This is a genomic window from Streptomyces sp. NPDC051183 (assembly GCF_040682455.1).
Taxonomy (GTDB): Bacteria; Actinomycetota; Actinomycetes; order Streptomycetales; family Streptomycetaceae; genus Streptomyces.
Genome location: NZ_JBFBBA010000095.1, coordinates 1 through 8,115, shown reverse-complemented (window position 1 = coordinate 8,115; position 8,115 = coordinate 1). Strand labels below are relative to the sequence as shown.

Sequence of the window (8,115 nt, the reverse complement as noted above, 5' to 3'; positions counted from 1 at the left end):
GCTTCGTTGCGTCCGGCGTGTCCAAACTGAAGGTCCGCCACACGGCTGTGACCTGCCGCTTCTCCTCACAGCCAAGACTATGAATCAGCCCTGCCACGTGAAGAGCCCCGCCAGGATCTCCCAGCGGGGCTCTTCATGCGTTTGCCATCAATTCCCTGAAACTCAACAGCGCCTCAGCGGTGGACGACCGAGGAAACCCAGATCGTCACATCGCTTGCGACCTTTGATGCTGTTCCACCGGGAACGACTCGATGTTCTCGTCTCTCTGGGTTCCGATACTCCACTTCAAGCCGATCATCTGAATCCAGAGTCACGACGACGTACCACTGATCGCCGGACCCCTGTGACTCGATCGTAAGGAATGAGTTATCGGGATAACTCAGCTCGCCGATCAACTCGAAGAGCAGGTCTTCCGAGATTCCCTCGTACGACTCGCCGCTCTCCGTTTCCACGGTGTACGAACTTGATGACATGCCACCTCCAGCGTTCACGCAGGTAGAGCGTCTACCAACCGTCGCGATCCCTGAAGAACCCGCCGCCAGTTACATGCTGCAAGTCCTTCTCCCAGGACTGGGTAGGCGCCACAGATCCTCTATGTGGTTCAAAATTCAGCGGCCCCGGATGCCTCTCCGTCATATACCGCTCTACATCAAGAGCATCCTGTCGAGAGTCGTAATTCCTGAGGATTACCATCCGAGCTCCACCCTCGTAGTCTGAGTTCTTGTAGCGGCCGACGGGATTCTTGGAGATTCCCCATTTGAGCAATTCGCCACTCGAGGGTTTCACGAGAGCGTACAAGGATGTCTGCCCAGCGTCGGGAAGTGGGCCACTGATTGGCTTTCCCGTAGTGAAGGTCGGACAGGATGCGTTGTGAACGAGTACAGGAGTCTCACCCGCCAGCACATAGTACGTATGCAGGTCGTCAACGGTGAGGTTGTACGTACGCGCGTGCCCACTGTAGGGCTTATTGGCCGTAACAATGACGACCTTGCCCTGGTTGGTCAGGAGCGTAGACCCGGGAGCGAGATCTCGCGCCTCCACCCAGGCGTTGACCGAGGGGGACCAGAAGGGATGTTCGTAGGTGGCGGTGAGTTCTTCGATGCCGCCATCGGTCGCTATGGAGAGTGCGTTGAAGTGCTTGTCGTCTTCGGTGGCGATCAGGCGGGTCACTTCCCGTTCCCCGGATTCTCCGGTTTCTGGATCAGCAGCCCAGACTCTGTCGCCGAGTTGGATGTCCTCAATGTCCTTGGTGGTGCCATCGGCCATGAGAACATCTGTACCGGCCAGGAAGCACTTGCCGCAGTTGCCGCCTGCCGCCCCTGCCCTTGCGCTCGACCCTAGCGCAGGCCTATTCATGCCTCCACCTTCGAACACGCCGTAATTTTCGACGGTCGACTTGGCATTGGCATAGATGAACTGAGCAGGGTCGCACCCACGGTCCATCATTTGGCTACACGCTGAGAGTAGGGCCTTAATCCGCATATCCCAGTCGTATTTGGGGTCGTTCTGCTCACCCCAAAATGCAACTTGCTTGAGGTAGGCGGTGCGATAGAGCTCCGTGAATTCCCCCAGGTTGACTGCTGGGAGGACATAAACGTTCCCGTCGGGGGACGTGACGGTCGGCGGACCGCTGTGGTTCGCGCCCGATTGACTCTTTCCCCTGTTGCCCTCAAGGTGCTGCGTTCCGGCGAGCCAACTGCCGTCATCGTCGCGGTAACTGATGTCCTCGGTGTTGGTGAGGGTCATCGTCCCCTTGGACCCGCAGTTGTACAGGGTGCCGCATTCCTCGCTGCGGAGGCCGGAGGGGTCAGATGCTGTGAGAGGGCTGTTGTTGCCGTACTGGTAGGCGTTGTGCTGACGGGTGTCGTCCACCACCATCAACGGGTCCACGGATAGGAATCGACCAGCATACGGGTCGTATTCGCGGGCGCCGAGGTGGGTGAGTCCCGTGGTCTTGTCCTGGGTCCCGCCGACAAAGCCTCGTTCGCCGGGCCAGGAACTCGGTGTGGCGCCGCGGTCCTCCCCGAAGGGCTTGGTAACACGGCGCTGGGTCTGGAGGGTGGCGGCGTCGATGGCGGTGTTGCCGGTGTTGTGGTGATCGGCCGCCACATAGGAGAGTTTGCCGTCCGAGGTTCGGACGATCGTCGTGCCGCCGGGTGTCGCGTAGTAGCGGGTACCGGTGACCTTGTTCGCGGCGGTGTCGAGGGTCAGCTCGTCGCTGCCGACGTACAGAGTGGTCTTGCCCGGGTCCCTACGCAGCAGGCGGTTGCCCGATGCGTCGTAGAGGTACGAGGAAGTGCCGCTGCCCGTGGTGGCCGAGGCGAGGTTGCCCTCGGGGGTCCAGGTCAGGGTCTGGGTGGCTCCGCCGGCGTCGGGGCGGGTGAGGGTGTTGCCGGTGTTGTCGTAGGTGAGGTCCTTGGAGATGGCCGGGCCGGATCCGGTCTGCTTCTTCGTGGACGTCGGCGTGTGCGGGCGCGGAGACCCCGGTGCCGGGTAGGTGTTGGTGGTGACGCTGGTCTTGGACGCGTCCCCTGTCGGATCGTGATCGGTGAGGGTCTTGCGATTGCCGGTCACGTCGTAGGTGAACGACTGCCAGTACGGAGCCGGGCCACCCACCGTGCTGGGCTGCGGCAGTGTGGTGGTGCAGCCGCCGATTCCGGGTACGGAAGGTCCGGGCTGGGTCGTGGTGGTGCCCGTGTCGGTCCAGGCCTCGATCAGACGGTGCTGGTAGTCGTACGTGAAGCACTGGGCGTCGCGTACGGCCCCCTGGGTGCTCGTTACTGAGGTGACGTCGCCGGCTGGGGTGTAGGTGTAGTCGGTGATGTCGACTGCGGTGTTCGAGTCCTGCTTCTTGAGCTCGGTGCTCAGCAGTCGGCCGGTGGCCGGGTCCTGGATGTTGGTGACGCTGACCTGCTTCGGCATGTCGCCGAAGGTCGTGCGCTGCACCTGGCCGAGCTCGTCGTAGTCGGTGAAGTTGACGTAGTCGACGTTGTCCGAACCATAGCCGACGGGCAGGCTGTTGATGTTTCGGCTGGTGTAGAGGCGTTCCCTGGGCAGGCCGCCCGCTGCCGGAACTTCGGTGATGTCTTCTGTCCCGGTGATGGGCTCGTACGAGGTGGATGTGGCGTACGTCCCTGTGAGGGCCCCTTCCCCTGCCGGAACAGTCAGCTTGGTGCCCGTGGTGCGGTAACCGATGTCGTATCCGGTGATCTCCTGGCGCCACGCCTTGCCGTCGACCCATCGGGTTGACGCCGTCGGCAGACCCGAGAGCAGCGTGTCGTAGTCGTAGGTGGCCAGCTTCGGGCCGTCGACCGCGTTCAGGTTGCGAGAGGTGGGCCGGCCCAGGATGTCGTAGCTGGTGAAGATGGAGGTGCCACGAGCATCGACGCTGGAGACGGGGCGGTCAGCCGCGTCATACGTCGTCGACGACGTGCCCTTGTCCGGGTCCACCGCCTTGATCTGTCGGCCGTGGAGGTCGTAGTCGTACGTCCATGTGTTGCCGGCCGGGTCGGTGATCCGCTCCAGCTTTCCGGTGGCGTTGTACGCGTAGCGGGTGGAGTCGAAGTCGCCCGTGGGTGTGCCGGTCTTGTACTGGCGCTGCTCGACCTTGCGGCCGCGGGCGTCGGTGATCGAGCTGGTGGCGGTGGAGCCCTTGGGTGGGATGGTGTCGACGCGGTCGGCGCCCGGGTAGGCGGTGGTGCTGCGCCACTGCTCCTGCGCCTCGGAGGAGAAGATGCCGGTGACCGGGCGGCCCATGCCGTCGTACAGCGTGGTGTTCTGGCCGGGCACCGTGGTCTTGTCGGCGATGAACCGGGTCTTCACCGGGTCGGAGTCTTTGTTGATGTAGGTGTTGGTGGTCGTCGAGGCGCGGCCTCGGGTGTCATAGGTGGTGTCGGTGATCAGACGGGCGCCCGGCCAGCCGTTCTGCGTATCCGACTGAACCTGGATCTGCTGCCCCATCGCGTCAAAGATGCCGATGGAGGTGGCGTACGACTCATCGGAGCGGAGCACCTGACTGGTGACCGAGGTGGTACCGGTCTGTGTGAGGTCGTAGCTGAAGACGCTGCTTGCGTTCTGGTCGCGCGTGCGGCCGGGCTGCCAGACGGCCGTGGTACGGCCGAGGGCGTCGTACGTGATCTCAGTGGTGCGGTTGTTCTGGTCGACCGTCTTGACCGGCAGCCCGCGCAGCGCGTGAAGCGTCGAGGTGGTCGTCCAGTTCTTGGCGTTGGTCACCTTGAGGGTGGTCGCGCGTGCGGGGGCGGCAGGCTCGAACGCAGTCGTCGTCTTCGCGCCTCCGGCATCGGTGATGCTGGTCGTGCGGCCGTATGCGTCGTAGGTGACGCTGGCGGCGGCGGTGTACTTCGGCTGGCCCGACTCGAAGCGGTCCAGCCCCTCCGTGCTGGTCGCCTGCCCGGGTCCGGTGAGGGTGCCGAACGGCTGATTGTCGAAGTAGACGCGGTTGCGGACGAGGGTGTTCGCCTCGGTAGCGGCGATTCCGCAGGCGGCCTGGGTCTGGACCGTCTCTGAGACCCTGTCGAGCATCCAGGCGGCTGTGTTGCGGACGTACGAGGTAGTGGTGCAGGTGTCGGGCAGGCCGTCCGCGTGGTCCTGAACGGATTCCGGCATGCCGTAGGCGTCGTACTTTGCGGTTTGAGAGGTCTCTCGCCAGGTCTTGTCTGCGAGCAGTGCCCTGTTCCGGCTGGAGCCGCCGCGCTGCATCTGTGCCGTGAGGGCGGGGAGCTTGGCGCCACGGCTGTGGGTGGCGGTGGCTGCGGAGAGCCAGGGCTCGGACTGTGAAATGGAGACGACCTCGCCGCCGTCAGCGGTGAAGGTCTGGCTTTCACGGAGCGAGCCGGCCAGGGGGCTGGAGTCAGGGATCGTGTTGCCGGCGAGCCCTGTGAAGGTGACGGCGCGCTTGCTGCCATCGGCCTTGACGTCCCCGTCCATGCCGCGCAGGTAGAAGTTGGCCGTCTTGGACACCACGTCCGGGGCAGTTCCGGCCCGGGTGATGACCTGCTCGTAGCCGCGGAACTGGTTCCAGCTCCTGAACTTGTCCTCGGTCAGCTCCTCGTCATCGCGGTGCCAGGCGGCGGCTCCAACGTATTCGTAGCGGACCTCCCGGAGGGGGGAGCCGCCGAAGGGGTCCATCTCGGTGACGCGAGTGACGACGTACTTGTGGAACCAGTCCAGCGTCGGATCCAGAGGGCTCTTGAAGTCCGGGTTCCAGTACACCGGGTAGCAGCGCTTGGTGTTGGAGTCCTGCGACGACGGCAGGCCGCCGCCGGGGGTGCATTCCGCGTCGGCGTAGCCGACGTCGGTGGTCTTGCCCGTCTCGGATTTGATCTGGACGATGCGGTGCCGGTTCAGGGCGGGCCTGTTGTCACCACTGGAGTCGACGCGGTTGTTCAGCAGCTTGCCGTAGAAGACGACGGGCGGGGTGTCGAGCTTCGTCGCACCGTCGTATCCGGTGTGGGTGAGCGACGCGAGCCACAGGGCCGGCGCCGTTCCGTCCTGCGGGTCGGGGAACTGGTGCTTGAGTGCGTAGGAGTCGACGTTCTCATAGCTGCCCGTGCCACTCAGGACCTGTGTGGTGATGGTGGTGAGGCGCTTGGTGCTCCAGAACGTGGCGGAGGTGTTCTCGCAGGTGCCGGTGGCCGTGCAGTTCTGGTCGAAGGGAACGTCCGGCCACTTGGCGGCATTGGCCTTCGTCAGCTTGGCGGGCGCGCAGTCGAAGCCGGCGTCGGGCAGGCAGCGCTCCTCGGTGGCGAAGAGGACCTGGGCGGTCGGCTTGACCGTGTCCGCGTCAGACACCTTCGAACCGTAGGTGATCTTGGTGAGGTTGCCGCCGCGGATGTACGGGGTGATCGTGCCCGCCGGGTTGGCCGCCGAGACGCCGCGCTTGTAGTGGTTGGTCTCGGTGTCGTACCAGTGGGTCGTCATGCCGCCGCGGGGGTCGACCACGAAGTCGAGGTTCCAGCGCCAGGCCTGCTGGCACCAGGACGCGTCGAACGTCGACTGGTTGCACTCCTCGCCCGCGTTGTTCCCGTAGACGGGGGTGGTCCAGGCGGAGTTGGTGGCCGGGGCGGTGGAGCTGCCGGGCTTGCGGCCGACGCCGAAGTAGTACTGCGTACCGTCCGGGGCGGTGACCTTCCAGTGCTCGCCGTTGTTGTCGCCGTTGGCCGCACCCGTCAGGCGCTCGACCTTCGAGGCGTCGTCGCCCTCCAGCCGCCAGGTGCCGGACGTGTCGTCCTTCACCAGGGCCGAGGACTTGCCTCCGAGCGAGAACGTGGCGTTCTCACCGGCCAGGCACTGCTCACCGGAGCCGGTCTGACCGTCCTTGGCGCACGGCTTGAAGCGGCGCTCGATGAAGCCGGGCGAGTAGTCCCAGCCCTCGCCGATCCACGAGGACTGGTTGTTCGTCGCGGCCGTGCGGCCGTCGATCGCCTGGGAGCTGTAGGAGAGCGAGATGCCCGGCTTGGTGCCGCCCAAGCCCTCGGGCACGGCTATCGGGTACGACCAGGAGAACCCACCAGTGCTGCTGCCACTGCTCCACGACCCGGAAGGCGCCAGGCTGGTAGCGGCGTACGTACCCGCCGAGCCCCCCGGAGCCGCCGCGGCAGCGAACACGGTCGCCCCGCTCGCAGCTCCCGAAGCACTGCTCAGGCGCAGGCCGCTACCCGCCGCGAGAGGCACTTCGGCGCTGAGCAGGCCGGGCCGGTCGCCGTCCTTGGCGGTGGCCAGCGGGGTCTGCGTACGGCACTCCGCACGCTCGGGGGTGGTCAGCGCACACTCGGGCAGCGTGACGAGCCGGGCGCGGGAGAGCCAGTCTCCACCGAACGAGCCCGCGATGTGCGAGACGTCCACGGAGACCTTGACCGGACCACCCTTGGCCACACCCTCGGCGGGCCGAACGGAGGCCAGCAGTCCCTGGACGCCGACCTTCTCGGCGACCGTCCGGTCCGCGAGCTGCACAGCAGTCTTGCCGCTGCGAGGTGCGCCCTTGTCCGAGGACGGGGCGACCCACACGGGTGCGTCACCGGCGCGCCTTGGGTCGGCGGGCGGTGCGACGGGGCTCCCGGAGCGGGCGGGAGCGGTGAAGAGCGAGCCATTTGAAGGGGCGGGCGCGGGCGCGCCCAAGTCCACTTCGGCCCTAGTGGCCGATGGCCAGTACACGTCCTTCGGGACCCACGCAGCAGCCCCTCCGACGCGTGAGGTCGAGGCTCCGGTTTTCGGGGCGTTCTTCCCGCGGACCGATTCCGTCTTCTTGAGGGCGCCCGGTGACCAGAGACGCGGGTCCTTGGGCTTCCAGTCGACGGCCTCCGCCGTCCCGGTCCCCACGATTAGCGAAAGTACAACAGTGGAGGTGACGAATATGCGGCGTTTTGCCGCCGATCGTCTCCTCGTCCAACGTAGTTCAGGTCGTGCCTGCACGGCATGCCCCCCACGGTCGCCGAGTCATCAATTGGCGTGGATCGTAACTTGTTGACAGTTCGCAACACGCGGAGCAATTCAGACAAGTTGACCATCGTTGACCTGCAAGATCTCAAAAAGTGACCGAAATTTAACTATTAGCATGCGCGGCGGATCGGCGATCACAGACGGCGAGACATCCCATTTCGGAACAATCTGCCGGAACTTTGGATACTGACTCCAAAGGCCATGGAAGGGCTTGTCGGGGGGAGCTGTTAGCGTTCGCGCCAAGTTGCAATCACAACCACATTGGGGAGTTTTGCCGTGGGGGGCATCCAAGGCAGCAAGCGAGTGACTGGCCGACCAGTCGCATTGGCGGGACTGGTCGCGTTGGCCCTGTCCGTGACAACAATTGGGGCCGCACCTGGCGCCCTGGCGGTGGACAAGCCGGGGGCGCCGAGCGTGCAGCCGCCGTCTGCACGGCCGATCAGCGATCGGGAGCGGGCTGAGGATTCCGCTTTGGCGGAGGCGAAGCGGACCGGCAAGCCGGTTCCGGTCGCAGCGTCGACTACCGAGACGGACACGGTGGTCGCCAATCCGAACGGCACGCTGAACCGCCCCGGGTTCCATAGAGATCTCAGACTGTGGTTGTGACCTGGGGTTTCGTGAGTTCGGTGTAGTAGTTGGCTTCGTATTCGACGGGCG

General features: G+C 65.0%; 2 protein-coding genes. Both read right to left on the bottom strand.

What is annotated here, in order from left to right; genetic code table 11:
* Nucleotides 1-173: 173 nt before the first annotated feature.
* Nucleotides 174-452 carry a hypothetical protein gene (locus AB0M99_RS37240; protein ID WP_365928629.1) on the bottom strand — a complete coding sequence of 93 codons (279 nt, stop codon included), beginning with the start codon at nucleotides 450-452 and terminating at the stop codon, nucleotides 174-176.
* A 52-nt stretch (nucleotides 453-504) separates the two neighbouring features.
* Nucleotides 505-6,972 carry a polymorphic toxin-type HINT domain-containing protein gene (locus AB0M99_RS37235; protein WP_365928627.1) on the bottom strand — a complete coding sequence of 2,156 codons (6,468 nt, stop codon included), beginning with the start codon at nucleotides 6,970-6,972 and terminating at the stop codon, nucleotides 505-507.
* Nucleotides 6,973-8,115 lie beyond the last annotated feature (1,143 nt).